Below are 23,533 nucleotides of genomic sequence, written 5' to 3'. Positions count from 1 at the left end.
ATAGAAAAACGACCGTTCGTATAAAAATTATCATTTATCAGGGAGTGGTGAAGTGTCGACAGTTGCGCAAGGGAAAGTCGCTCGATGGGCCGTCTCATCAGATTGTAATGCCGATGTCCCGATTTGGTTAAGTCCGGAATGGAGCCGATCCGAACGGCGAGAATCTGTGCTTAAGGCTCTATTTTCAGATGATGTTCGAAGATAATATTGATATACGCGCCGGGTAGATCTGGGGGATCATATGCCGACGCAAAGAATTGATGTGATTGATGGCTTGAGAGGCCTCGCTATTCTGATGGTGATCTATCAGCATGGTTACTCAATTAAGGCACGCGAAGTGTATACATTCTTCACTGGAGGATACCCATGGATTTTGGGCCACGCTTGGATGGGTGTCGGTATATTCTTCATTTTAAGTGGGTTTGTTCTCGCTATGCCTTTTGCCTCAGGTAGGTCGAAATTGGCCAGCAGCGAGGATATTAGAAACTTCCTCAGACGAAGAGCAAAACGTCTTTTGCCACTCTTCATCTTCGCAGCGTTCGTCAGTTATGGCTTTTCGATGCACGCTGGAGCGCCGCAAACAAGGTCGCTCTTACTAACGCTGACCACGCTGACTATGTTTTCTAAGACCAACTTCTTTCCACTCATAAACGGCCCGTTCTGGTCACTCGCTGTGGAAATATGGTTCAGTATACTTTGCCCCTTCATCCTAGCTTATATGTTCCGGCACAACGTTGTACGTGCACTGTTGGCTATCTGCCTTTTTTCTCTCGTGGTGCGGATCGCAGGAACCTATTTTCCTTTCTCCAATTTGCAGGTAAATCCTGTTAAGGATTCTGTTTTTGGACGACTGGATGATTTCGCGATTGGGATCGCAGTCGCAATAGCTTTCGTCAAAGGAAAACTGCCCAAATGGGGTGACATGCATGCTTTTGCTGGAATCTGCCTAATCTTAGGAACCGCTGTTCTGTGGGATTCTCAGCTCCAGATGCCAAAGTTCGCTACCGCATTTTTCAACTTAGGCCTTCAGGCCGGAGTTGTTTTGATCGTAGTAGCAGCGCTCGGTAGCGCGCGATTTACACAAGCCGTGTTATCAATGTGGTTTCTCAGGTTAGCCGGAGCTATGTGTTTCTCTTTGTATTGCTGGCATGGCCTATTGATAGGTCCGACAATGCAGGCTAATCCGCTGAAATTCCAATCGATCGTGTCGTTTTGGTCTGCGCTGGTCGTGATATCCTGCTTCAGCTACAGGTTCATAGAGTTCCCAATGAAAAGTGCGCGCGAAATATTCTTCCTGAAGAAGGTATCTCCTGACAGTACAGCTAGCAAATTAAGCGAGACTTGACGACCGCTTGGCACAACTTAATGCCTTGCTCAATTTTTGGTTAGGGATACACCAGTACTTCGTACTGGATTCTCCAACACGACGTCCAGGTGTGTTTTCATATTCAGGCCGAGCGACGCTGCTATCTGGAGCAGTGTTGAATACCTGCAGTTGGAAGTACCGGCGTCTTCCCATTGGAACTGGCCTGTTTCCGTTTGCAAAGCTTTCAGGCACGAAGCGATATTAGATGCGATACTACCGTTTTTTAGCTGGCCGCGCCGATTATTCGTAATGATCCTGGACGTAAACCCAAAGCGTGTCCATTTGCTCGGCAGGAAAGTTTAACAACTGCGATAGTCGCATCACCATGGGATCATCTCGCCGGTAAGACTTTCTTCCCTCGACATCGAGCTCCGCGAGGTAACGTTCGTCTTGGTCTTCAATGGCGGCGTAAATATCCGCTTTTTTCAGAGACAACAGATCCCAGGCTGCCCTCCAAAACGGCACAGGCTCAATCGGCAAAAATTGCTTTGGGGCTCTTAAAGCTCGTTCTTGAAGTGCGCTAAATTCCGCATACTCAGCGGACGTCATTTCACGAAAAATACCGTCACTATATGTCTGTTCCATATCAGCCCCTCCTGCCTTCGATGATAAGACGTCCACTAAAATTGCCGGAACTCATGTAAATGCGCAGCCCATTGAGTGCTGCAGATGTGGAATGGGCACCGCCAACCAGAAGGCTGAAATAGGCGTTTCCGCTATCAACTCCCACAGCCTGTCCCGTGTAATATTTTGATTGCCCCTTGGCCTTGTTGAACTCGAAAATCATGCCTTCGAAGTTGAGATCATAGGTATTGGAAAGGCTTCTATAGCTGGGAGTCAGTGCTCCAACGCCCGACGTGCCTGCATCGTATCCGCTGCTGACGCCAATCATGCCGCTGGCCGAGATATAATAATTTGAGTTGATCCACGTCAGGCCGTTATCCGGGCTAAGTATCAGACAGGGAACCGCGTTGTTGACATTCGGGCGAATTGTGCCGCTGATCCTGATCTGACGAAACGCCTCAAGGCCTGTTCTGGTGTAGACTGCGACGTTTGATAAATCGCCGGTGTCATCTATTTGCTCCCACACCTTGCTGTTCTCAAGCGTTGTAACGCGGCCCCGTGCGTCAGCCACGTCATTGACCAGTTGGGTAGCAGTAAGGGTGGCTGTATCGACAGGAATGCTGTAGGCCTTGATGAACCATGTGACAGTGATGTTGGCTGGTCTAGTTTCTGCTGCGGTTCTGGGATTTCCGTTGACGCCATCCGAGATAGGATTTTGGACTTTGTTATTAATCGGAGTACTACTTCCGCCGGGGTTTGCTGCTGTGCCGCCAGCACTTCCATTATTGAAATTCTCCAGGATATGCCAGTGCCCCTGAAACGCATCTGCTTGTACCGTCCCAAACGCACGCCCGGCGTCGCGAAGTGTCTGGCCAGCTCGCCACTGGCGTTTGAACAGTGCGTCATCAGTGGCAGGAAATACCGGGTTGCCAGCACCATTGACGGACCAGCCGTTTGCCAAAGCCCATGTCCGCAATTCCGGATAGGCTGTGGTAATTTCAAGGCCCGGAATAATCTTGAGATAGCCCGGTGGTGTCGTGGTGCCATTGCCGTAGACATCGATGATGGTGCCAATGGGCACGCCGCCATTCAGATAGGCTTGGGTTGCCCAGTATTTCGCGGAATGGTCCGTTCCATCCACAACCCCATCTAATTTGACAGCCCAATCCTGTGCGCGTGCCGACCATTGCGCTGCCGTCGCTGCGGAGCTTGCCGTCTCAACGGCTGAGGTTTCGGCATCCTGTGCGTGGCCTTGCGCGGCATCTCGCGCCTCATAGGCTTGCGTCGCATAACCAGCGGCATTGACGATCATGCCGGAATTTGGCCCTTTGCCCAGCAGGCCGCCGACCATCATCAGCGTGTCGCCTTCATCAAGATTATTGGCAATTTTTAAGCCGGACTGGCCATAATCGGCCAGAATGGAGCGGTCGGTCTGCTCCTTGAGTTGCTGGATCTGCATTGTCAGCAGATCCATACGCACTTCGACTGTCTCGGCGTAATAAGCGCCCTGATTTTCGAGATCGGTATCCTGCGTAAACGGCACACCGCGCAGCAGCACGATTTTCTGGCCATTGACTGGTGCGACATTCAACACGGCATTGCCGCCGGAATCGTCCGCCACACCGGTGACGATAAAATCGTGCTGATGGTTGAGAACAGTCTCGCTGCCATCGGTATCGATAAGAATAACCCGCAAATGTTCGGGCTCATAAATCTTGAACTGATATTCAAATGCCGTTGTGACGCCGTTACCATTGTAAGGGCCAGAGCGGTTCACTTCGCTGGGTATCGTCATTGTTTCTCGCGCCTATGGGATTTGGCGAACCATAGGCGCAAGAAGGTTGTCAGGCCGATCTGGTGGTCAGAAGCTGCATGAGTGAGGTTTCTCCGCCCTTTGTCTGCGGCATGCGTGCCTCCACCACCTGGCTGATCTGTGTCGCTGGCAGGCCAAACGACAGGCCAGTCGTGTTGAGAGTTGCCATCAAACCGGCCGTATCAATGTCGTTGAGGACACCTGACGCACTGATCATGCCTGCCAGTCTTTTGGTGCCATTGTTGTCCTTGGAACGCTGTGCTTTGCCACGGCGTGGTGCTTCAGTTTTCGGGCTTTCAGCATCGCGGAAAAACGGCATGGTCTCGGCAATCGAGAGAGCTGATACTGCATCACCGGCTGGAGACTTGCCGTGCGAAACAGCCTTCAACACTGCATCGGTGTGAAATAAAGCGGCAATATCAATAGCCAGAGCGATGCCCTCGGCAGCATCGTTACTGACCGGCATTCTACCTTGCGGAACACTGTTTTCGCCCGTGCCGGATTTGGCTGTCATCAACGCGCCAAGGGCGGTCAGCAGGGTTTCAATCTCTCGTCCCTGGGGGCTGGTCATCGCATTGTCGGAGGGGTTTCCATCACACGATGTCTGCAGCTTTTTTACCAGCCTGTCGGCATGGCTTATGGCCTTGGCCTCGTTGCGTCGATATGTGTCCAGTCCTTTATGATATCCCGCCAGCCATACCGACACCTCCACCATCTGATAGTTCAGTCGTTGCATCACCCAGCTGGAAAGCCCGCCAAGCGCAGTGTTGCCTCCGCTGGAGTTTTCGAACGTGCCTTGTCGGCTGGACATAAAGGGTGACAGCGCCGCCACACGGCGCATCACGCCCGGCCGCAGGGCAGTTTGCAGGTTATCGGCAAACTGCTGCTGACCGATGCTGGTCATGGCCTCGGACAGACCGGACATCTGTGTCATTGATGACCCGAGTTCCGTGGCAAGGCGAGCGGCGGTAACATTGTTCTTTGCGAAACGCGCTGTACCGCTCAGCAACGCGGCGCCGGATGTGTCTCCGGTCGCGGCATCGCGCAGCCAACCCTGTAACATCACATGGTCTGCACCTTGACCGGTCTGGATAAAGGCAGCCTGAATACGCTCGTCCTGCAGCAGTCGGCCGGTGTTTGCCACGACTTCACCGAGTTCCAGATCATGTACCAATTCGTTGACATGGCTGTGCAGCACGGACATATCAAGCTCAAGCGGCATGGCCGTCTGGCCTTGCTGCTGCCCGCCGTGAAGGCCGCTGGTATGCGCCTTGGCAAACTTGCCGGCAACAAGCGCCTGTGACACATCATCTGTGTTGTTGCGCAGCGGGTAATAACCGCCTGCCAGTTTTTTGCCACCAATCACAACAGGCGTTGCGTCCACCCATTGTGGTGTAACGCCGGTTACCCGTTTTTCGCGGGCGGCAATATCCGGCTTGAACGAAGCGGTATAATCCCAGACGGATTGGACAAAATCCGCGTCACGTGCGTCCAGGTATTTCAGCAGGGAAACAACCTGTTGCTCGCTGAACGACCCGGCAATGGTTTCATCTGTCAGCTGTCTGCGGTTTTGCGCAGTGCCGGTGTTCAGCGCAATGGCAATCATGTCCCATTTGGAAATTGACGTTCCAAGTGCCGGCACATACAGGCGCCTACCCATGTCCTGACGCTCCGCGGGGGAGTAGACGTCATAAAGTGCGGCCAGATCACTCGCGGCCTTTTGTTTGCGTGCCAGTAATCGCCCAGACGCGGCATCGACAGGTGCCTTGATGGCAGCTTGCACGGTGCCCGCTTTTTTTGATCCATCGAGATCGCGAAGCACAAGGTTGGCATTCATGGCCGGGTCAAGATAAGGGCGAGGGCGCTCATAACCCTTAGTGCCGGCGGTACCTCCAGTATCTGCAGCGGCCGGCACCGTACCGTTTCCGGTGGACTGCTGAGCGCCCGTTGGTGTGCGGGTAAAGGCGCCCAACACGCCGGAAACGGTCTGTTCAAAGTCGCGTGTCTGCTCGGCATCCACCAGCTTGCCCGCCCGCATTGCTATGTGTTGCAGGTTACGGATGCTGTTGACCACGCCACGAAGCGATTGCAGCGGCAGTTTTCGGTACGGTGTGCGCATGGTGGAGGATATAACCTCGTCGGTTATTGCCAACTCGTTTCCACGACCTGCCGCCTTCATCTGTTCAATAAATACGTCCAAGCCACCCGTTGCACCTGCCTGAGTGCCTGCCCATGTCCTGAACTGGTCACTGCCCTGCATGGCCTGTGAGGCATTCATGTCGTAACGACCCAGCAGGTCGTCCATGGCACTGTTGTAGTCTATCCGGCCATTATCGTGGAATGATGCGAGGGCAAACTGTTCGCGCCTTGCCGGGGTGTCAACACTCTGAACATAGCCTTCCATCTCCTCCACTTCGCGGGCGATTTTCCGGCTCTCGACATAAAGCGCGTGGTTGAGCAGCTGTCGCTTTTTGGCGGTGTAGAGCTTTTTCGCAGTCTCGTTTTTATCAGCGGATGTGCCGGTGGAGATATCTGCGTCAACGGCGGCATCGCCATTTTGCATCGTCAACGGTGTCGCTGGGTCGACCGTTGATCCCGCAGAAAGCTGCACACCAAGACGCTCCGCTTCCTCTGCCGCACGTCGCTCGGCAGCCAGAAAACGTCTGCTCTCCATTGCGTCTGCCACGGACATGGTCGACATCATGGATACAGCAGATGCATGTGCCTCTTTAAGGGTCGTGTTTTGTGTCGTGTTGGACAATCGGCCAACCGCTTTCAGCTCTATTTCAAGCCATTGCCCGCGGCGGTCGTTATGAATGGCGTCCATGGCTTTCAGGTCGGCGGTGCCGTCATAAAGTGGATCGCCATGGCGCTCGCGCATAATACGCGCTGTCTCGCTGTCAATCCGGTCGTTGCGGCTCGGCGCCATCATCATGAAACGCAGTAATTCGTCGCCGGAACCATAACCGAAAATGCTGGCGACATCATCGGGGTCAAGACCACCTTTGTCCGTATAAACGGTCTGGCTGCCACGCGGCAGCAGGCCCAGAATACCATCGCCATAGTGTGCGACCAGCATTGCTTCGTCAAAACGAATATCGGCAAGATGATCAGGCATCTCGCCGTCGCCAAGCCAGCGACGGTTGCTCATCAGCTCGGTCGCCCGGTAGTGTCCTTCGGTGTTAACCTGCTTCTCCACCTGGGTGCGCACCGTTGCCTTCTCTTGCGCGTAGGCTGTGTCCTGTTCACGCCGCACCGGCTGCATCACACTTTGCAGCATCTCAGCACTTGCTTCGTCCTCGCTTTGCTGGCGTGTGGCCGTAAAGTCGGCATATGCCGCCTTGGAAAGCCCCATGGCGTCTGCGTCGGAAAAGATCGGGCCACTTTCGCCAGCGTCCAGACGTGCCATTTCCAGCTGGCCGTCACTGACCAGCATGCGGTTAAACACTTCCGCGACCTCAGGGCTGGTTTTCCCATTAACAGCTGCGCTGTTCACATAGGCCGTCGTCAACCATTTTCGAGCGGTTTCAAATGTATCGGCAAGTTCGGGCGACGGTACTTTGCCTTCCAGCATGTATGTCTGAAAGTCACGGCTGAACTGTGTTTGTAGGCCGCTGTCGACTACCGCCGTTTTTGCCGTATTGTCGGTCGAAGCCGTACCAAGAATGGTCGCGCCATCGGTCGCGGCAATGTCGTTGTTATCAACTGCTTGTGCATCAGCCTCTGCAACGTTCTTTGCGCTTTGACCCCACCAGTCATTCAGCTGGGCCATTGCCGCCACCGCCGTCGGCTCACCCTCGTCGGCCATGTCCCGGATATAATTGGTGAACTGGCCAACTACGCCTGCAAGACCAGCGCTGGAGAAGGCCGTGATACCACCGGCTCCCGACGCTCCGAAAGATCGGCTTTCCGATGCGGACGCGCGTTTGCCTCCGGCTTTATCCTGAGGCAGGGGTTGCACATCGCCATTTTCCTGGGGCAGGGGCTGCGCTTTGCCGTCTTCCACGGGCAGTGGTTGTGCATCGCGTTTTTTGACCGGCGTCATTTTGACGTTGTCACCGTTCTTGGCGCGCACATCGGACAGCACCGTTTGTGAAACAGTATCGAAATCGGTACCAGCCGGATATTTGGTCAGAGCGTTGACGGTGAATGTCTTCGGACCGGTCTTTGTCTGCTCCAGATAAAGTGTCCTGCCATCGGACATGTGTTTGATGTAACCAATAATTGGCTCGCCGCGAGCATTCTTCCCGCCGGAAATTATCCGGTCGGCTGATGATATGATCTCATGGACCGCCTCGATATCAGCGCGCACGACTTGTCGTTGCGGGTCAGGATGCTTGGTGTTGAGAGTGTCACGAATAGTTGTTGTGCCGAGGGAATGTTGGGTGTTGGAGATATCCACTCCAGTTGCATCCTTGACCGTCTGCACCACGCTGTCACCAGCACGGCCAACATTTTTTTTCCTGTTTGTGCCAGACGGAAATTGTTCGCTGCGACGCAGCAGAGTTTGGATGGAATCGTAATTGCGTTGTGCATTCGCCTTCGCGGTATCGTATGCTGTCTTAGCTAATATCCGAGTATCACTGAGCGCCTCATCGAGACCTTTGATATACTTTTCCGCCCCTGCACTGGACATAGCGCCGGGGTCGAAGCGCATATGGTTTTTTATAAGCAGATCAGTCGGGGTGCCCGCCCAGTGTGTAGCATAACTGGCTGTCGAAATTTTTAAATCACTGCCGTTGCTGACCGCCCTGTCTAACTCACGTTTTGTTATACCCGCTTCAGACGCAAACTTATAAGGATCGACACCATTTTTCTCTAGTTGGTGAAAAAACGTATCCGAATTCAAATACATGCTCTCGATGGGCGTTCCCGCAGTAATATCTGCGACGTATTTTTTAAATACTTTGGGATCTTGTTTCTGTGTATTAGATTTGCCTGACAGAGTTGATATTTTATCGATAGTATATTGAGTTGTTATGGCACTTTTTGCATTGTTTCTTTTAGTGAATACACTGTAACTGGTTTGCGCTGCCCCCATTATAGCGCCCGTCACAAAGCTTCCCGGGACGCCGTCAAATAGTGACCTTTCTGGCGCGTAGAAATTCTGGGCGACTAGATTTTGTATGAATTGTTGTGATGCACTTTTCCCTCCTTCTAGCGCGATCTTTCCTCCAATTTTAAAAAGAGGTTTCTCCAGCCAAGTCTTCAGCGCACGAGGAAGGGGGGTACGTTCAATTGGTATAATTGCCGGCAGAGCCGCAAATGCACCGGAACGTGCTGCTTCTGTTTGTGTTCTCTCATCTTTGCCTGCTTTGCGTGCGCCGCTGGCTGCTTCGCCTGCTGCAAGAGAAACTTCGTATATTACAGTACCCGCTCCACCGGTTGCAGTTCCTACTAAAGCAGAAACCGCATTTTCGCCGATGAATTCACCGGAGGCCCGCCACCAACTGTTTTCTGCACCGGGAGCGGGTGCGAAGTAGTTGTCTGAAAAGTTTTGGAGACCCTCACCGGCATTTTGGAGTCCATCAGAAAGTGAGTTGAGTAAAGACGTGTTAAGAATTGCTCTTGCAGTTTCTTCGGTCTCATCTCCATCTAGCACTGCCGTAAGAATTCCGTGAGCGAAACTTGGTTGAATGGCACCTTGAAGACCAATGTCTCTCCGTAGAATATTCAGTTCATGTTCCGTAAGGCTTTTGGCTCGTGCAATTCGGTCGACCCACGGTGCTATTCTTGCCGGATCAAATCTTGGCATCACTTGACCAGCGCCCTCCATCGCCTTTCCAACCGAAGAAACGCCTCCGCTGGCAATTCCCTTTGGAAGTTCCGCCGGATGAGTAAATATAGTGTCATGCGCAGTTAACGTGTCGTCGGGAGCAGATTCTGTCGCGTCTTGAGGTTTGGCAAGTTTCGCCAGTTCAGCAAAATTCACAAGGTCGTCGTCACCTATTATCGATGCTTCAAAGGCATTGTCCTTGCGCCACTTATCGAGCTCAGGCGAGGCGGCAAGAATGGCGCTACGTTGCGCTTCCTCGGACTGAAATTCGTCCTCACTCCCGTTTTGGAAGTAGACCGGCCATCCGTGGATGTCTTCTATCCGGATATATTCTAGTGGCTCCGGGCGTTGCCTTGCTACGACATCTGGACTTTCGTCCACTGGTTGCGTAGCTGTAACTGGACCGATGCTGGCTTGCGTGTTTTGCTCTTGCGTTTCCGTGTCTGGCTTATTTTCCAAAACATGCCTCTCCTGTTTAAATGAGGCATGATTACCGGTGTGATGGTTGTGGGGACGAAGGGGTGGGTATGGCAGTCGCGCGCAGTTTTATGGGCTGGTTTGCGTTATTGATTTATGCGCTGGCGACGCCGGCATTTGCGCAGTCGGCGCCGGGTGTGCCGCCAGAAGGGTACAAACCTCCAGAATTCTGGAACGGCGTGCGTGCGGGTGACAGTTACGACAAGGTCAAGTCTTTGGCCGGCTGGTATCAGTGTGGTGAGATGCCACGACCGAAATTGTGCACTGACATCAAGGGGCCGGACAGCAAGCCTGAAGTGTACGAACTGGAGTTTCAGAATAACAAGGCATTCCTGGGTGCACATTATATTCTCAGTGCGCCGCCGCTATGGTCCACCTACAAGCGGTTTAATCCCGTGCAGGACGCCAACACCACCCTGTTGGAAATAGGTTCAAATCCAGATTTCATTGATTTTATGAGCGAGAATTACCACGGCAGGGCATCCGGTATTGTCTCCAAAGCGGCCAGACTTCTGGCACCAGAAAATGACGACAAAATTTACAGCATTACTTATGTCAATCGACCTTTTGTAACTGGAGATTACCGCGATCAAATTGCTTACCGGGAAATACTTCCTGCTGAAACGTTCGTGATGAGAGTGGAGAAGTTTCTCTGGAAATCGCAGCCAGCTACTCGTCTTCGCGTGACGTTAAGTCCTGCGGATAGGAAAATACTGTTCCCTGAATATTGCATAGACAATTGCAAATCATGGAAATTGCGCTGAAACGACAGGTACGTTGTTTAATAATGCCAAAAAATGGGGGAAGCATCGATGAGTGATATGGCTGAAGACATCGCAGCAAAAAGAAATTGGAGAGCGGCACGACGCGGAGTGTTGTTGAAACTCGCTGTGTTGGCGGCTGTCTCACAACTTGTTGTCATGGTTGTCGTAGGACATGTTCCGGCCAATTATCCCAACATGGGCAGGTATCTGGGAAGTCAGGTAGGCTCGGCGATTGCTTTCTTTCTCTTCGGTTTTGTTGGCTTCCTTATCACGCGGTGTATTCGCTACCGGAGCGGCGTGGCAGATGCTGGCCTAATTACCGGCGCAATATTTACTGTCGTCAGTGCCTATGCGGCAATTCAGGGCATGCTGAATGATTAGCGCTCATTTTAAATGGCCTCGGACAGTGGTGTCCAAGGCCGTTGAATGTTGGACGTGTTGTGTCGTCCGGGTAGGGGATTTGCGGGTATTTGTAGCCAATAGGCGCGCTACGTCCTGCTGTTATCCAAATACATTCGCCGCAACAGGTCATCCATAAACGTCTTGATGTCTTTGTTTTTGCTGATGTTGTCCTTGTTTACTGCTCCCAGCTCTGCAACGTAGCCATAAAGCTCCCGCTGAAAGTCGGTGACGCCCTTGTAGTCTTGCTCCGTCATCTGCGCCGGAGCTTTGACAAAACGCCCATCTTCAAGCCTCTTGAACGTAATCGCCAGAATGCGGCCATGCTCGCGTGCTTTCTGCGGATCGGTGCGTGCCAACTCTTTCCAGCTTGTGACAATTGCCCAGTCTTCGTTAGAAAGATTTCGACGATCATTGAACAGATCAGACTGCGCAAATTCCAACGGGTCATTCGCAAATTGACGCTGCAATTCGTAAAATCTGCGACTGGCTGTCCGTGGTTGCCCGTTTTTTTGCACGGTTTCGCTGTGGTCCTGAAGCAACTTTACGCCGAGAGGACCGATAATAAGTTGTTCTTCCGGCGACATTTTCAAAGGGTCAAACCCGTTGTTTGCGGAAATCTGTGTCATCCCAGATTGCATGATCTCGTCGCGCTTATCGTCGATGTTTTTCTGCCCGGTGGTGTAGTTTGTATCGATTGTTTTGCCGGTGGCGGCCCGCTCCTCGGCATCACCAATCGCGTCAAGGCTTTGGGCGAGATAGGTAATTCCAGGCATATTGTAATTTGGCAGCTCCACCCGCCGGGCGTCGACATTGCGGGCAGACCGAAAACTCAGCAGCTTCTGGGCTTCCTTCACCTTTGTCGACACTTGGCCAGGTTGGTCCTGTCGTCCAGCAATCATCAGAATGTTGCCTTTTCGGTCATGTCCCTGAAAAAAGCCGACCTCGGTAGAGCCACTCTCGCCAGATACGACAACGATATCGCCTGGTCGCGGACTGTTGGTCGCCACGCCAAAGTTCAGAAATGTTTTGGCTGAAGTGGCCTGCGCGCCATCTGTCAGGGGCGAACCAAGAACATTCTTGACGATATCGACAGACCACGGGGTTGGCACCGTTTTGCCCGTCGCATTCTTGCTGAAGTTGGCAAGCGCTTCGAGTGCAAGATGGCGGCCCGATGTGTAACGTAGGTAATCCACTGTCGTGGTTGGGCGAAGCAGTGCAGGGCTGTCTGGCGGCAACGGTGCGTTGCTGGCAATGTCGACGGAGTTGCGTGTTGCTTTTGCATTCAGCACAGCGGGTTTCATCCGCTCCTGCAGGGCAGTTTTGTCTTTTTCCAAAATGCGTTCTGAGTGGTCCTGCATGTATTTTTCCGCCGCGATCGGATCTGTCTCAGCAATACGTGTGACGATCCTCGTGAACGCGTCGGACTGATACTCCGCTTTTTTCCGCTCAATGGTTTCCTTGTCCCAGTTCAGCAATGCGCCAGCTCTATCGACTGTCTCCGCAACCTTTCCCAGTCTCATTTCGAGTTTACGGGGTACCAGCCTGTCTTCAACCGCATCATTGATATGACTTTCGATACTGCCGTCGAACGCGTCGATGACGGCGGTTTTCTGCTGGTCAAGGGCATGGTTGATTACCCTTCCTCCAGTGTCCCGCCGTGTCTCCTGTGAAGCCTGCTGGTAAATATCGCGTGCGCCAGGCGGCAACCCTTTGCTGATCTCGCCATGTTTCTTCTCGGCTTCCTTTTCAAAAGCCGGCCGTGCTTCAATAGCCGCCTTGCCGGTGAGCGATAGAAAACCGCCGGGGCCGTGCAGGGCATTCCGGTTCCAGTTTGAAAATTCGGTCATTGCCTCTTTTGCCCTGGTCTCGTCATCAAGCTTTTTCAGGCGAAGGGCGGCTGCTTCATTAAGGTTGGTGGCTGCGGTTCCCATGCCCTTGCCAAGGGCCTGCATGCCACGGCCAATGCCCGCACCAAATGCATCGGCATCGGCGCGGGTGGTGAAGTTTTCAGAATATTCAGGGCGAAGCGCAACGCGCTGTTGTGTGTCCTGGTAAAGAGGAACAGTCGGCATTTAAAACCTCACTTAATAAGACCTACCTTTACGGCGTGTTTGTAGGCATCACTGCCGCCGCCCAGAATGGTGCCGCCGGCAGACAGGAAGCCTTCCTTCTTGGCGGCGCTGGCGCGCATTCGGTCCAGTGTTGCGCCAGCGCGCTGGTTGGTTGCCTGCATGTTGTAGGCATAGGCCTCGCGATGGGCATTGGTGCGAATGTTCAGCGCGTCGATCTCGCCCATTTTTGCGGTGTCGATAATCGTGTCCAGCGGAGAGCCGAAGGTCAGGTCAACGCCATTGGCGGCCATTGCGGCGCGCTGGCGGCCCGCAAGCTGCGCGGTCTGCATACGTTTCTGCTGCTCTTCCTGCTTGCCGCGTTCCAGCGCGTCCTTTGCCTGTTTGTCGGAAATTTTCGCATTCATTTCCGCAATCTGGGCGTTGTAATTACTCGCCGCCGCAGTTGCCTTTGATTGCTGAATTTGTCCGGCGGCACCCATCAGGGTGGACCCTATCATCAACGTCAGTCCAAGATCACACATCGGCTGCCTCCATTTCGAAAAGCCGGAATTGATGCCCGCCAATGTCGACCGGCTCGAGCAGCCGGAAACCCAGCCATTCCAGCCAGCGAATGGAAACCGTGTTGCGGGCATCCACAAAGTTTCTCAGCACGGAATAACGCTGCAACAGTTGGTTTGGCCAACCGCTGGAAATGCGCAGAAAGGCGCGGAAGTTTTCCTCCACCGCGTCGGTGCCCAGCAGCCAGGGTGCGCCAACACCGGCCAGAATGTTGATGTCGCCCACGCCGCCCATCACCTCCGGTTTGCCGTCGAACAGTGCTGTCCAGCAGCAGGAGGATTTCCGGTAGGAAAAGGAGAGGGCGGCAAGCGGTGTGTGGCCGGATGCGGCAAAAACCTCATCACGGTCTGCCTGGCGCATACGTGCGGCAATGCTGGCGACATGGCAGGGTGCAGCCTGGACTATCTCGACATTAGCGGCCAAGGGTCACGTCCGGCATCAAGGCAAGAATGGTCATGGGCAACGGGTCAAACTGCTTCACCCACAGGCTGCCGCTGTTATTCCAGTCCCAATAGGGGGTAATGCGCACATCGCCGGTGTAAAGCTGTATGGCCTCGTTCCAGGCCTCGTCACGGCGTTGTTTATATTCCACCAGCTTGTCGCTGTTGCGGTCACCATCTTCCGGGCCGGTGAATATGCCGCGTGTATTTTCCACACGCATTGTCACTTCACTCACCGTCTTGGCGCGGCCCTGCACGGTGCCAAGGCCCTGTACCTGGCCAAGGTCCAGATCCAGCGTTTCAATCGCTGCCGTCATCGCCAGGCCAATATGCACCTTGGCGGCGGCGTTCTGCAATCTCACCGCTCCACCTGTCACGGTCAGGTTGCGCACCACATTGCCGTCGGCAAGCGCCACCACCTGCTGTCCTTCCAGATGGGAAAGTCCGCTTATCGTCTGCGTTGGCGCACCGCTGTAGGTCAGGCCGCAATCGACAAAAAATGCGTCTTCCACACCGCTGAAGGAACGGGCATGCAGTCGTTCTATGTAACGTTTTGTCTGGCCATTAATGGTCCGGCGTACAATGAAGTAGGGAACGTCTTCGCCATTTTCCTCAATGACAGTCACATCTTCAAAATGGGCATCGCCGTGAGCGCCGCTTTCATGCCGTGTCCAGGCCCAAACATCCTGTTCCTTCATATAGGTCAGGGAAACCAGCGCACCGTCATCCAGCACCACCCACACAATGGAATCCGGTGCCTGGGCATAATCCCATGCGGCAATTTCCCGGTCCTTGAACAGGTGGCGGGCCAGAATGGTCAAATCCTTGCCCACATAGCTGTCCTGCGTATAGTCGTAGGAAAAATCTCTGATGACCCCGCCCAAGCGCTGCGCAAACAACACAGTGTTGCCCACGACGATTGGCTGCACACGGGCCGCACCACGGTATCCCTGGTTATCGAGCTTCAGAGCGGAGGGCGAAATCGCATCGGCTGCAGAACCGCCCGTCACGATCCATTCGGAACCGGAGGTCAACAGCAGCAGACCGCGCACTGAAATCATCGAGCGTATTTCGTTGACCTGCCTTGCACGAATACGGAAGGTCACTGCATCGCTGGCCTTGGCCGGAGACGACACGCCGAAATTCTCATAATTGGCCGATTGGCTGAGCCACACCGCCTGCGGATCATTTTTGGTGGAGGCAAAGGCCAACCGCTGTTCGATAAAGGTCACGCAGCGCGGATAGCTGCCAACCTCGTTAAACGGGTTTCGGCCGGATTGAGGCGTGTCGGAAAGGTCGGGCGTGATGTTTTCATCGTCGAAGGAAACACCGGTCGTGCCACCAATATAACCATACACACCATTGTCGTTGCGGTACACGATGTAACGCACCGCTTTGGGCACAGCGGTCCACGCCACGCGGTTTATGCCACCTTGCAGTGACAGGTCGTTGACCACAGAACCGGAGGTGGAAGGCAGGCTTTCCTCGCCGCTGTCTGCCACGGCGGACACCACGTAACGATAGGTGGTGGCCACGTACCCAGTCTTGCCTGCCGTATTACCCGGTGCCGTCACGGTAATTGCACCTGCTGGCGCATTGATCAGCGGCTTGAACTCAACCGGTGTCAGCGTCCAGTTATCGTCCGCAAGGCGGCCAAGTTTTCGCACCGGGTGGCCGACATGGCACAGGTAAAGAACATCGGCTTCCTGAACGAATACCAGATCCTTCACCTCAGCCGATGTGTAGGTCGTCGCCACTTCATAAGGGATCGCACCGGAGAGAATGAGGCCACCGTCTCGGAAAATCCGGATGTAGGTGTGGCCAAATTCTAGGACATAGGTCTGTTCGGTATTGAACTGGAATTTGATCAGCCGCGCCGATTTTGCGCTGTCACGTATTTCGTGCACGAACTCAAATCCGGCCCGGTTGGACACGCCGCCATGCGGGTGCACAAATACATTCAGTGCCGTGCGAAGGCCGCTGGTATATTTGGCCAGATCGTTGCGGGCGCCAAGGGCAGGGGAAAGCTCACCGCCGGTGAACGAGGGTTGATATGCGCGTAAATCAGCCATGGCTGCGCACCGTCAGGAAATCGGTAGACGTGTCGGATGTCTGGCGCACCTGGTTGACATCAGCCTGTTCGGCCGCCGCCTGCATGGTTCTGGCAATGGTCAGCGCATCAGCGCGGATCTTGGGGTCACGCGTCAACGGCATTGCCAGCCGCACCGCCAAATGCCAGGAAAGCGCCTCGATGAACAGCGGCGAAAACCGTGTCGGGTCCGTCAGGCGGGAGGTGTAGCGCAAAAGGCAGGGCGACAAATTGCAATACAGCGTGTCACCCTCAATCTCGTAAGGATACTGCGCTTCGCGCTCATGGTGCGCAGCGGCAAAGGCCATATCCGGCGCACCGTCATCTGCCGCGTAAACCGGCCTTATCCAGCGCACCTGCAGGCAGTCGGAAGGTCGCATATAGGCGTGTTGCCAAACACCCGGCTTGTCATTGGTTATCTCGCCCAAAGAAAGCGTCTTTCGCGCCGCCTTCCAGGGGTAGGATTGCAACAGCATATCGCGTGTCTGCGTATAAAACTGGTTGCAGGCGCGGGCTTCCGCGCTTTTTTCCGTTAAGTCATTGATGTTGTCTTTGCCCACATTGGAAAGGGCAAGATTGCAAATAGAAACGACCGAAGCCATGGACCAACCTCTTTTGTTGGCCCATGCTTACAAGCGCAATGGTTGTCACGCTGACATCACGGGAAATAGACAGGTCAAAACCGGGGCAGGGCTCCAGTCAGGCAAAACGCAAACGTGCCAAATGAAATCGTGACCCGCTGAAAACAGGCCTGATGGGGACAGCCGCAAGCCTTGCTGTCAGACGTAATTGCCAATCTGCCCGATCTTGTACTTGATGTGCAGGTTGGGGATAACGCCAGCCGTGTGCGCTGCGCGGTAGACATCACGTGATACGTGATAAACACCGCCCCAGAACAGGAGGCAGGACAGGGTTGCAATAATGTAGACCTGTAACCGCATTTGCTTATCTTTTCTGATATCTCCGGCAGCATTGTGATGCTGTGCCGTCAATATCTCTCCTCGCCCCAATGTCAATATCTGGCGAAATCCTCCTCCCGCCAGTATTAACCAGACTCATAGCGGTTTATCTGCCGAATTGCACGAATAATATGTGCCAAATTGGCACATACTAAAGAATAGGGTTAGCGTCTAAACTTCATGCGGGCATGGTGTTGGTCGCTACACTTAAAGGTTTTTTGCCGCGCAAATGGCGTTGTTGGTGGTCACCTCAAAACGTAGCCACGCTGGCACCGGCCGACGCCGGCCTGAACACGGCCTCAAAGGTGCAGGTCTTAGATATCTTCAGCCAGCGCCGTGCAAACCTTTTCGCGTTCGATCGGGTCGCTGATGTAGCGTGGATCATAGTCATCGCTACACAGCGTGATATGGTCGTTCAGACGCCAAAATTTAGGGCCAAATAGCGCAATGACAGCAAACACCGCGAGACAGAGCAGCAGAAACATTATCTTGATAAATCGAACCAAGCGTGCCTCGTGATGTCAGGGTTGCATACAGCAAAACATCAGTTTGATACGCTAAACTTGATCGCAAGTCGCCTTGCTGATCACGACGTCGCCAGCGGGCTTGCTGTCTTCTAACGTTGAAACCAGCCGCAACGTCAAGCCGATCGACAGCATGGACTTGACGTAAGGTGTCTGGCACCAGTTTTTCTCCATGTCCCGTCTCGTTTTCTCAGACAGATTGGCGGGCACGGTGAAATGTTTGATATATGTCTTATCGCGGTAAGTGGCGTGGGTTAAGGTTACGCCATCGCCCGTCGTTTGCTGGGTCCCGGACAGTTGCCGTGTTTCGTCCGCAGCTTTTTCCTCCATTCTCTTGTCGAAGGATGTGCTCCATTCCTCGCACAATGCGGGATTGGCAGATACCTCTCCCAGGGCCTTGCCCTCGGTGTCTACAAACACGTTCGTCCTCGTCAGGCCCAGTTCAAAAAGCAATGTTGGGCTTGTCGGACTACAGGTGTTGAACATCTGAAAATCCATGACGCTTTCACTCAGCGTGAAGTCGGTGCTCGATATCTCATAAACAGAAATCAGCCGATCGGCCTCGGCCTCCATGCGTATTAACGTCATGAGATCACTGAGTTGCTGTGGCACTGGGGTTTGCAGCACAATCTGTTTCAGCATCGGTTCGAAGTCGAATCTGCCTGCCTGCCCGTTGCTGCCACTGTTGCTAACAGTGTTGCTGACAGGCTTATCAACCGTGTCACTCGCTGCGTCCTTGGCGGCGTCGCTGCTAGTATCATTTGTACTGTCAATATTTTGGACTGCGGGTTGCTTCTGGGCAGTCTTTTTGACTGTCATGCCAGTATTATTGGCTGTCGTGCCAGTCTCGGCGGTCTGGCTAGCAACCTCCGAGAGGTGCTTTTCCATGGTTCTGCCGGTGGAAAATAACATAAGCCCGATGAAAACGATGGCAGCATTCGCAATAAACCCGCCTGAGCCAGTCTTTTTCGGGGTCATGGATTTGGCGAAGAGAAGAAAGAGGTTCGCAATAGGAATAATAGAAAGAAACCACAGACCCCTCGTGTCATAGGCATCATTCGCGCGTGCCGCTGAAAATATGCCAAGCAACCCGCCAGCCAGCGCGGTACACACGAAATAGCTGCCAATTATTTGCCCGGAATAGCCGTCCCGTATCGCAGTCGGCAAATCAGTCAGGAGAAAAACGCTGCCGACCATCAAAACAAACGTAAAACCAAGCGACAGAAAATAGGGGGCTCTGTGCAGCTTCCATTCGAGTTTGGTCGCCGCGACCGCAAGCCCAGCCGAAACAGCGCATATTGCCCAGAGCAGCAAATAGGTCTTGGTGTCACCCAGCGTCATTATTTGATAAGCCAGTTCTTCCATGCCGCCAGTCCCCCAATTCAAGGTTGTGGTAATGCCTTGCCTAAAAAAGTGCAAGACCTTGAAAACAATGGGCGACTTCCCTGATGCTCGATGACAAATCAACGCAAGGAAATAGCTTGCTGATATCGACGTCGGCGCGGCCGTTACCCAAACAGCTAGCAGTAGCAACGGGAACCATCACCACACATTGTTTCCATCGCATGTTGTGAAATCTAATAATTTGTCGCTGTCATTGCTGGCTAAGACGCCATCCGTGTGTCCAGAAACACCACCCGGAATTAAAAGGAAAAGCAGGAAAATTCCGCGTGATCTCCCCCTTTACAGGTCCCGATAAAAAGCTAATGTATGCAACTTAAGGGCGATTTATTGTTGTCGAAAAAGGTTGTTTACGTGTATTTGAGATTTGTGCGCCAGACATCAATGCCGGGAGCGAGAAGCCGTGAAGGCTTTTTTGTTGCCGCATATGAATTGTCCAGAAACACCAATCTGGATGAAACCACATATAACCACGTCACCGAACTTCTCGTGTGGTTTGGCGGAAATCTCGCGGCACCCAAAAAGTTCAGCCGCACCACCTCCAAAGGGCATTACCGCCGCATGGACACGCCGGGCCTCAGCTGGTTCAAGCCGAGCGCGCAGCTGCATGTGAAAAAGGCGTTTGAACTGAAAGCCTTGCTGGATGAACACGGCCACGCCATCGAGGTCCTCAAGGCCCGCCGCCCGGGTTATGTGGTGTTTGAAGACAGGCACCAGATCGTGGCCGAACCTTTTGCGGATGACCACTGGTTTGCGTAACACATCGCGTTGGTTGGGTATTAGCTGGTGGGTGAGGTCACGCTGAAATAGGCGACAAAGTCCGGGTCGCTGACCCTGTTTCCGGCATCGTCGGTATAGATGCCCGGTTCTGCTCTTTCAAAAACTTCAAGCAGCGGCGGCAGGTTGAATTCATCCTCTTCGTCATCACTCTCGGGCTTGAGTGTTATGCCCATGTGGCGATCAACGGTTCTAATGTAGCCGTGAATTTGCTGTTCTCTGGTTACCGTGCCGTCCGGTTCCCGGTAGGTAATGCCAATAACAACCAAAGACCCAAGCAGCTCGTCGGCAAACTCCTGATCCCAGTCGTCATCCGTATCTTCCGTATCGTCGGTATCAACCCAGCCTTCGCGCGACATTCCAGATTCCTGTTTTCTGTGCAGCTATATAGGGTTGCATGGTTGCTTGAATTGATCAACCTCTGCGGTTTCAACACCGCCAACGCTCATGCCCGGTTGTTTGCATGTTCTGGCCGGGATAACAAGTCCAGCTGCAATTAGGATAATGCAATGCCTCCAATTTCGATCCAGCCTCGCATCAAACTGTCCCGTCTAAGGGACATCGGCTGGAGCCATTGGGATCCGATCGGCCTGCTGGTCGAGGGAAAACACTGGGATGACGAGGATGCAAAACCGTTTGCAGATGAATATGACAGCTATCTGATTGCTGCTGCGGGAATGATTAGACGTGGCGCGCCAGACCAGGAGGTCGTAGCCTTCCTGCTGCAGATCGAAACCGATCATATGGCGCTGACAGAACAGCCAGATAGTCTCGCCAGAGCAAAAGCAACCGTGGTCGCCATCAAGGCCGATGATGAACTCTGGACATATCCCGAATAAAGAACCCTCTGCCGGGGCAGATTGCCTAAAACGGCTTTAGGCCAACCAGCAGCACGATCACGGCCTCAAGCAGGATAATGGTCGGTGCCGCATGTCGCAAAGTGCCGGGTAGGGTGCGCCCAGGGTCGGCCACAAGACGGCGCAAATTGCCGGACAGCGTGCCGTGTATTCCAGACAGGACAAACACCAGGATAAATTTGGCAATGAACCAGCCGCTGGAATACCAGCCACCCATGAATGCCAGTGTCAGCCCCAGTGCCCAAACGGCAAACATGGCCGGTGTGGTTACACGCTGATCCCAACGGTGAATGGCGGCAAAAAACGCCGGATTGCGTTGCGCACTGTCAGGGCCGGCGGAACGCAACGTTACCGCAACAACCAGCATGCCGACCGTCCACAGAATGACGGCAATGATATGCAGAACCCGCAGCCACAAATAGTCCATTGCCCACCACCTTCAAACCGCACCTGTAAGCATCGCCTGTCGGCGGGCTAACATACGCTCATTCATAAAAGCGCCAAAGTGTCTCATCGCCGCGTGGCATATTCCGAACTCATGCGGTCGAAAGTTTGCGCCACGTCGCGCACGCCGGTGTGCATCATCTCAAGAAATTTGACTTGTGTTTCACTGTCGGATTTTTCCGGCAGGAATTTTTTGTGAATGAGTATTGTGAGTGCAGCCCATGTAATGGTCACGTCGCTATCAAGAACCTGTCTTCCATGTTTCTTGGCTTCGTAGTTGCGCACTTGTCCCAGCACATTCTCTACTTGCCTGAGATCATCGATCGTCATCACGGTCAGTTTCTGGCCATGCCGTTTGATGAAACCCTTGACCTTTTGTTCGGTGCTTTTGACCTGCAGCAACATGTCGACGAGTGCCTGATATTGTTTTGTATAACGAAAGTCAGGACCACATGCCTGGTCAAAAAATGAGACAGCGCAGAGATAGGCCAGTTGGCATGTCAGCTTCTCCAGAATGAACTGTCGCATACGCGCCATTTCTCTCGTCGTCTGGTGTTGGCTGTCGAGACCACCATCGTCTTTGAGGGAGGGGATAACCTCAGGCAATGCCTCCAGAAAATGCGCGCGTAAACGCATGACACTTGGAAAACCGACTGCCGCCTGCGCATTCAGCAAATGCAAATACGTCTCGTGTGCGATGAAAATCGTCTCGCCAGGCTCGATCTGATCCGACGCGCCAGGCTCGACCTGATCCAACGCGGCAAGCTTGACCTGATCCGAGGCACTAAGCTTTGGAAGTTCGGGAAGGTATTTGTGGTAAGAATCCCGCAGCAGCAGTGCGTTCGTCAATGCCAGCATCATCCAGCAAAACAGGCCAAGCGACGTGTATGTGAATTCGTAGCGTAAGGCGAGAATGGCTCCAAGCCCTCCCGCAGCCACAGTCCAAAGTACAAACCTGCGGTGGACTGGAGAGGTCTTGTTTTTCCTGACCCACAAAATCGGCAGGATTGGGCCGGAATTCAACAACGGCCACACCAGCGGAAGCGCTGAATAGCTCTCTGGTCCCCAGATTTCGCCAGCGATCAAGTAAGCTAATTGCAAACTCAGGACAGCCCATGCTGCCATGATCAGATAACTAACGTTTACATTCCCGACATTAAACATTCCACCCCCAAAGTCTCTCATCGCCGCACCGCATATTCCGAACTCATGCGCAAGAAGGTTTGACCTACCTCGCGCATACCGGTCCGCATCATCTCGAACATCTTGGTCTGCGTGTCACTGTCGAGTTTTTCCGGCAGGAATTGTCTGTGAACGAGTATTGTACGTGCAGCCCATGTCACGGTCAGGTCACTATCAAGAACCTGTCTTCCATGTTCCTTGGCGTCGTCGTTGCGCACTTGTTCCAGCACATGCTCCACTTCCCTGAGATCATCGATCATCATCACGGTCAGTTTCTGGCCACGCCGTTTGATGACACCTTTGACCTCTTGTTCGGTGCTTTTGATCTGCAGCAACATTTTGACGAGCGCCTGATATTGTTTCTTGCCGCGAAAGTCAGGACCACATACCCGGTCAAAAAACGAGATGGCGCAGAGATAGGCCAGTTGGTATGTCAGCTTTTCCAGCATGAATTGGCGCATACGGGCCATCTCTCTCGTCGTCTGGTGTGGGCTGTTGAGACCACCATCGTCGTTGAGAGAGGGGATAACCTCTGGCAATGCCTCCAGAAAATGCGCGCGTAAACGCATGACACTTGGGAAACCGACAGCTGCCTGAGCACTGAGCAAATGCAGATATTTTTCGTACTCGATGACGATTTTCTCGAGGTGCTCTGTATTTTCCAGTGCTTTAACGAGCTTCTCCAATTCCGACTGGATTATGTAGTCATCGCCTTTCGGCCACTGCAGCGCGCACATGAATGCCATCATCATCCAGCCGAGAAGGCCAATGGCCGTATAGATAAATTCGTAGCGCAGGGCGACAATGGCTCCAAGCCCACCCAAACCTACAATCCACATCACAAACTGCCGACCGGCAGGGGTTTTCAGGTCGGTACTTACCCAGAGAAACGGCATCAAAGGACCGGACATTAGCCCCAACCATATCCAGACCTTCGCAGTAAAATTATCTGGACCCCAGTTTTCGATGGCCATGAGGTGAGCCAAAAGCAAACTCAGGACAGCCCATGCTGCCGTCATGAGATAACCAACCCTCACATTCCCGACTTTAAACATTCCGCCCCCAAGC

Annotated in this window: 20 protein-coding genes; 5 read left to right on the top strand and 15 right to left on the bottom strand. The window is 53.5% G+C overall.

Features of this window, described 5'->3' with window-relative positions; all coding sequences use genetic code 11:
- Positions 1-241: 241 nt before the first annotated feature.
- A complete protein-coding gene (locus M2418_RS11280) occupies positions 242-1,345 on the top strand; it encodes an acyltransferase (protein ID WP_259146503.1) in 1,104 nt (367 codons plus the stop codon).
- A 261-nt stretch (positions 1,346-1,606) separates the two neighbouring features.
- On the opposite strand, the gene M2418_RS11275 is transcribed toward M2418_RS11280, so the two are convergent.
- Genes M2418_RS11275 through M2418_RS11265 form a run of 3 tightly spaced genes read right to left on the bottom strand, consistent with a single transcriptional unit; the run spans position 1,607 to position 8,400 of the window.
- Positions 1,607-1,951: a hypothetical protein gene (locus M2418_RS11275; RefSeq protein WP_259146502.1), complete on the bottom strand. Its 345-nt coding sequence runs from the start codon at positions 1,949-1,951 to the stop codon at positions 1,607-1,609.
- 1 nt (position 1,952) lies between these two features.
- Entirely contained in the window at positions 1,953-3,725 is a 1,773-nt protein-coding gene (locus tag M2418_RS11270; protein ID WP_259146501.1) for a hypothetical protein, read from the bottom strand.
- 49 nt (positions 3,726-3,774) lie between these two features.
- Positions 3,775-8,400, bottom strand: a complete 4,626-nt coding sequence (locus M2418_RS11265; protein ID WP_259146500.1) for a hypothetical protein — start codon at positions 8,398-8,400, stop codon at positions 3,775-3,777.
- 1,646 nt (positions 8,401-10,046) lie between these two features.
- On the opposite strand from M2418_RS11265, the gene M2418_RS11260 reads away from it, so the two are divergent.
- Together M2418_RS11260 and M2418_RS11255 are read left to right on the top strand one after the other, a co-directional pair.
- The gene (locus M2418_RS11260; RefSeq protein ID WP_259146499.1) at positions 10,047-10,760 is read left to right on the top strand and encodes a hypothetical protein; all 714 of its coding nucleotides are present in this window, start codon (positions 10,047-10,049) and stop codon (positions 10,758-10,760) included.
- 48 nt (positions 10,761-10,808) lie between these two features.
- On the top strand, positions 10,809-11,141 hold the full coding sequence (locus tag M2418_RS11255; RefSeq protein WP_259146498.1) for a hypothetical protein: 333 nt from the start codon (positions 10,809-10,811) through the stop codon (positions 11,139-11,141).
- Between the two features lie 107 nt (positions 11,142-11,248).
- Here the strand turns inward: M2418_RS11255 and M2418_RS11250 are convergent, their stop codons facing one another.
- From M2418_RS11250 to M2418_RS11215, 8 genes are all read right to left on the bottom strand, one after another.
- Entirely contained in the window at positions 11,249-13,234 is a 1,986-nt protein-coding gene (locus M2418_RS11250) for a hypothetical protein (protein ID WP_259146497.1), read from the bottom strand.
- Between the two features lie 8 nt (positions 13,235-13,242).
- The gene (locus M2418_RS11245; RefSeq protein ID WP_259146496.1) at positions 13,243-13,755 is read right to left on the bottom strand and encodes a hypothetical protein; all 513 of its coding nucleotides are present in this window, start codon (positions 13,753-13,755) and stop codon (positions 13,243-13,245) included.
- Positions 13,748-14,215 (bottom strand): hypothetical protein, encoded by a 468-nt coding sequence (locus M2418_RS11240; protein WP_259146495.1) that lies wholly within the window; start codon positions 14,213-14,215, stop codon positions 13,748-13,750. The genes M2418_RS11245 and M2418_RS11240 overlap by 8 nt, the downstream gene beginning before the upstream one ends.
- A complete protein-coding gene (locus M2418_RS11235; protein WP_259146494.1) occupies positions 14,205-16,304 on the bottom strand; it encodes a hypothetical protein in 2,100 nt (699 codons plus the stop codon). Before M2418_RS11235 ends, M2418_RS11240 begins: the two co-directional genes overlap by 11 nt.
- On the bottom strand, positions 16,297-16,923 hold the full coding sequence (locus M2418_RS11230; protein ID WP_259146493.1) for a hypothetical protein: 627 nt from the start codon (positions 16,921-16,923) through the stop codon (positions 16,297-16,299). Before M2418_RS11230 ends, M2418_RS11235 begins: the two co-directional genes overlap by 8 nt.
- Before the next feature lie 177 nt (positions 16,924-17,100).
- On the bottom strand, positions 17,101-17,262 hold the full coding sequence (locus tag M2418_RS11225) for a hypothetical protein (RefSeq protein WP_259146492.1): 162 nt from the start codon (positions 17,260-17,262) through the stop codon (positions 17,101-17,103).
- 332 nt (positions 17,263-17,594) lie between these two features.
- Positions 17,595-17,786 (bottom strand): hypothetical protein, encoded by a 192-nt coding sequence (locus tag M2418_RS11220; RefSeq protein ID WP_259146491.1) that lies wholly within the window; start codon positions 17,784-17,786, stop codon positions 17,595-17,597.
- Positions 17,787-17,837: 51 nt separating this feature from the next.
- Positions 17,838-19,169 (bottom strand): Bax inhibitor-1 family protein, encoded by a 1,332-nt coding sequence (locus M2418_RS11215; protein WP_259146490.1) that lies wholly within the window; start codon positions 19,167-19,169, stop codon positions 17,838-17,840.
- 390 nt (positions 19,170-19,559) lie between these two features.
- On the opposite strand from M2418_RS11215, the gene M2418_RS11210 reads away from it, so the two are divergent.
- Entirely contained in the window at positions 19,560-19,964 is a 405-nt protein-coding gene (locus M2418_RS11210) for a hypothetical protein (protein WP_192491289.1), read from the top strand.
- A 20-nt stretch (positions 19,965-19,984) separates the two neighbouring features.
- Here M2418_RS11210 and M2418_RS11205 read toward each other — a convergent pair whose 3' ends face one another.
- Entirely contained in the window at positions 19,985-20,341 is a 357-nt protein-coding gene (locus tag M2418_RS11205) for a hypothetical protein (RefSeq protein WP_192491290.1), read from the bottom strand.
- A 150-nt stretch (positions 20,342-20,491) separates the two neighbouring features.
- Between M2418_RS11205 and M2418_RS11200 the strand changes: the two genes are divergently transcribed.
- Complete coding sequence (locus M2418_RS11200; protein WP_259146489.1) at positions 20,492-20,821, top strand: hypothetical protein; 330 nt, start codon at positions 20,492-20,494, stop codon at positions 20,819-20,821.
- Positions 20,822-20,846: 25 nt separating this feature from the next.
- Here the strand turns inward: M2418_RS11200 and M2418_RS11195 are convergent, their stop codons facing one another.
- The 3 genes from M2418_RS11195 to M2418_RS11185 all read right to left on the bottom strand — a co-directional run bounded on the left by M2418_RS11195 (position 20,847) and on the right by M2418_RS11185 (position 23,520).
- A complete protein-coding gene (locus M2418_RS11195; RefSeq protein ID WP_259146488.1) occupies positions 20,847-21,266 on the bottom strand; it encodes a CopD family protein in 420 nt (139 codons plus the stop codon).
- Between the two features lie 83 nt (positions 21,267-21,349).
- Positions 21,350-22,447 carry a hypothetical protein gene (locus M2418_RS11190; RefSeq protein WP_259146487.1) on the bottom strand — a complete coding sequence of 366 codons (1,098 nt, stop codon included), beginning with the start codon at positions 22,445-22,447 and terminating at the stop codon, positions 21,350-21,352.
- Between the two features lie 17 nt (positions 22,448-22,464).
- Entirely contained in the window at positions 22,465-23,520 is a 1,056-nt protein-coding gene (locus M2418_RS11185; RefSeq protein WP_259146486.1) for a hypothetical protein, read from the bottom strand.
- Positions 23,521-23,533 lie beyond the last annotated feature (13 nt).

It is taken from the genome of Rhizobium sp. BIGb0125, from assembly GCF_024810055.1.
GTDB lineage: Bacteria > Pseudomonadota > Alphaproteobacteria > Rhizobiales > Rhizobiaceae > Agrobacterium.
This window is presented reverse-complemented; position numbering and strand designations above follow the sequence as displayed.

Coding starts and splice junctions, on each gene's coding strand:
- M2418_RS11270 (WP_259146501.1), bottom strand. CDS start 3,725: ATGACGATACCCAGCGAAGTGAACCGCTCTGGCCCTTACAATGGTAAC.
- M2418_RS11260 (WP_259146499.1), top strand. CDS start 10,047: ATGGCAGTCGCGCGCAGTTTTATGGGCTGGTTTGCGTTATTGATTTAT.
- M2418_RS11245 (WP_259146496.1), bottom strand. CDS start 13,755: ATGTGTGATCTTGGACTGACGTTGATGATAGGGTCCACCCTGATGGGT.
- M2418_RS11275 (WP_259146502.1), bottom strand. CDS start 1,951: ATGGAACAGACATATAGTGACGGTATTTTTCGTGAAATGACGTCCGCT.
- M2418_RS11230 (WP_259146493.1), bottom strand. CDS start 16,923: ATGGCTTCGGTCGTTTCTATTTGCAATCTTGCCCTTTCCAATGTGGGC.
- M2418_RS11195 (WP_259146488.1), bottom strand. CDS start 21,266: ATGGACTATTTGTGGCTGCGGGTTCTGCATATCATTGCCGTCATTCTG.
- M2418_RS11185 (WP_259146486.1), bottom strand. CDS start 23,520: ATGTTTAAAGTCGGGAATGTGAGGGTTGGTTATCTCATGACGGCAGCA.
- M2418_RS11250 (WP_259146497.1), bottom strand. CDS start 13,234: ATGCCGACTGTTCCTCTTTACCAGGACACACAACAGCGCGTTGCGCTT.
- M2418_RS11205 (WP_192491290.1), bottom strand. CDS start 20,341: ATGTCGCGCGAAGGCTGGGTTGATACCGACGATACGGAAGATACGGAT.
- M2418_RS11235 (WP_259146494.1), bottom strand. CDS start 16,304: ATGGCTGATTTACGCGCATATCAACCCTCGTTCACCGGCGGTGAGCTT.
- M2418_RS11200 (WP_259146489.1), top strand. CDS start 20,492: ATGCCTCCAATTTCGATCCAGCCTCGCATCAAACTGTCCCGTCTAAGG.
- M2418_RS11255 (WP_259146498.1), top strand. CDS start 10,809: ATGAGTGATATGGCTGAAGACATCGCAGCAAAAAGAAATTGGAGAGCG.
- M2418_RS11215 (WP_259146490.1), bottom strand. CDS start 19,169: ATGGAAGAACTGGCTTATCAAATAATGACGCTGGGTGACACCAAGACC.
- M2418_RS11265 (WP_259146500.1), bottom strand. CDS start 8,400: ATGCGCTTCGACCCCGGCGCTATGTCCAGTGCAGGGGCGGAAAAGTAT.
- M2418_RS11190 (WP_259146487.1), bottom strand. CDS start 22,447: ATGTTTAATGTCGGGAATGTAAACGTTAGTTATCTGATCATGGCAGCA.
- M2418_RS11280 (WP_259146503.1), top strand. CDS start 242: ATGCCGACGCAAAGAATTGATGTGATTGATGGCTTGAGAGGCCTCGCT.
- M2418_RS11225 (WP_259146492.1), bottom strand. CDS start 17,262: ATGCGGTTACAGGTCTACATTATTGCAACCCTGTCCTGCCTCCTGTTC.